At 41.8% G+C, this 2,548-nt stretch carries 3 protein-coding genes; all 3 read left to right on the forward strand.

Going from position 1 to position 2,548, the window contains the following annotated elements:
- Positions 1 to 1,073 (forward strand): pre-toxin TG domain-containing protein (locus ACVPON_RS04645; protein WP_462876650.1); only part of this gene is annotated, 1,073 nt, incomplete at its 5' end.
- A 7-nt stretch (positions 1,074 to 1,080) separates the two neighbouring features.
- Positions 1,081 to 1,449 (forward strand): barstar family protein, encoded by a 369-nt coding sequence (locus tag ACVPON_RS04650; RefSeq protein ID WP_462876652.1) that lies wholly within the window; start codon positions 1,081 to 1,083, stop codon positions 1,447 to 1,449.
- A gap of 572 nt (positions 1,450 to 2,021) precedes the next feature.
- Positions 2,022 to 2,548: hypothetical protein (locus tag ACVPON_RS04655; RefSeq protein ID WP_462876654.1), on the forward strand; the 527-nt coding region annotated here is incomplete at its 3' end.

The raw sequence follows: 2,548 nt of genomic DNA on the forward strand, positions 1-2,548 counted from the left end.
ATCTTTGGCAACAAGCTAGAGCCTTGCGACAATCTGTCTATGACTGGGGACAATCCGTTACCCGAGAAGCCCAAAATATTGCTCGCAATTGGACAAAATCCTTGGAGGAAACTATTCGCCATGTCTGCGATCCAAAAACCACTAAGGCAAAAGATACAGGGGTATCTCCTAAACCTGTCAGCTTTGGAGGGGGAGGAGTTGCCAGCTGGAATAGCACGGCTGGCACAAGTTCCCGTTATCAGTCGAATGCCTCTGCCAAATCGAAAGCGAAAAAAGGTAGCTCCAAACGCACAAGTGGTTCACATTATGAAGTGAACCTAGGTGGTGCTGCCAGTTGGGATAGCCCTGCTGGACCAAGCTCTCGCTATCAGCCCAAAGTTACTGCTAAATCGAAAGTGTTGACTGAGGAAGAGCTAGCAGCAAGAAGGGCAGAGGGATTGAGACTTCTTAAGACTCTTGGTGGTGAACTTAGTGGCTGGTATAATGTCAAACGTCTTTGGACAGGACAAGACCCTGTAACAGGTGAGGAAGCCAACCGCTGGTTGGCAGGCTTAGGGCTTACTATTGATGTAGCTACTTTAGCAATTCCGGTTGCAAAATTAGGGAAGTTAGCGAAAGCAGGAAAAGTTGTTGATACAGTTGATGATATTAGTGATGCTTCTAAAGCCTTGAAAGCTGTAGATAGGATTGATGATACCAAAGATTCTCTGAAAGTTGCAGAGACTGTGGATGATGTACAGGATACGGTAAAAGGATTAAGAGGAACTAAATCAATAGATGAACTACCTCAGAACGTACAAGATGCTTATAAAGGATATGATGGAGTTGATTGGAAAGGAAATTATAAAGGGCAAAGTGTTGGAACAAATGCTGGTAGAAAATATAGAAATGATGGCGCTATTTTGCCAGAGTTTGACTCATCAGGAAATAAAATTACTTATAAAGAATACGATGTGAATTCAAAAATTGCTGGGTTAGATCGTGATGCAGAGCGACTTGTACGTGGTAGTGATGGGAGTGTATATTATACAGATGATCACTATAAAGCTGGTTCGTTTATAAAAATAAAGTGAGGAAACTATGAATAAAATTTTTTACAATCAAGAATTTCCGATAAATAAATCAGAAGATATATATTATGTAGAATTAGATGGAAATCGAATCCAAACTGAGGAAGAGTTACTTAATAATTTAAAAGTATTATTTGATATGCCAGATGTTTATAATTGGGATGCAGTTTATGATTGGTTAGGAGATTTAAGTTGGTTGAATTATGAATCGTATCTCCTAATAATTACAAATTATTCAAAGTTATTGGGAGATAATCTAACTTCAAAACAGATATTTTTAGATATTCTTAAAGACACTGTTGAGTGGTGGGATGGCGATGTTGAAAAATATGTTGTTGGAGGGAAGAAGAAGTCTTTCAATGTTTATTTAGTTGATTGAAAAGATTTTTCGTGGTGCTGTTGGCGATTGAGCTAGTTTATCGAGGACTTTGAAAACGCTGGATATAATGTATCGTTTTCCGTCCTCTCTTTCCTAGCTCCCCGCCCACCTATGGAGCTTCTCTCCATAGGTGTTTTCTACATCACCACTATGCTTTTACATGTTGTCATATAAAAGCAAGATAAGTGATAAAACTGCTCTCTACTTACTTTATTCGTAAAAGTAAAATAAAAATACAGAAAGATAAATCATTTTTATTATGTAGAACATGTTACGTAATATACTGATTATCACGGTCAAGTAGGGAATTATCGAAACTCACCTACACTTATGACCTAGCAGGAAACAAGCTGACTAGTACAGAAGAAGTAGAGGGCAAGGAAGAAGAGACCCGCTTCACTTACGATGACAATAACCGCCTAACCAAACTAGAAAACAAGGACGGTATAACGACCTATACCTACGACAGGAATGGCAACCGCATCTCATCTAAGAAGAAGGATGACAAGCTAGACTACATCTACGATACCGAAAATCGACTCCTTGCGGTTAAGGACAAGGAGGGGCTTCTGATGGCAGCCCTCTATGACGGGGATGACAATCGGGTCTTTACCGCTAGTCGTAAGGAGGGCAAGCACACTTATCAACTCTTCAAGCGAGAGGAGAAGAAGAAATCTCCTTATACTGCCCCGAATGGGGAGGAGCCTAGTCTCTTCGGGTATGGCTTTAGTCAGAATGTCTTACAGGCACTGTCTACCCTACCACAGACGGTGGGGACCATCTGGCATGAGATTTTTGATGATGTGTCGACTGCCTACCACCAGAAAGTGGCGAAAGACCGTGCGACCAAGGAGGGGCTAGTGGTCAACCCACCAGAGCTTGGAGATCTGCCGGGTGAGGGTCAAGTGACCTATGCGAGTGAGGTCAAAGAGGTTCTCATTCCTTACACCACACGGGAGGATCGCTTTAACTACTACGAAGAGCGGAACTATGTCAACGATGTCAACCGCAAGCATACCGAGGTACTCCAGACCTATGACCGGGACTTGAAAGGCAAGGAAACTTATACTTATGGTAATGGGCGGGTTTCCTACCTCAA

Source organism: Streptococcus sp. 1F3, assembly GCF_054968985.1.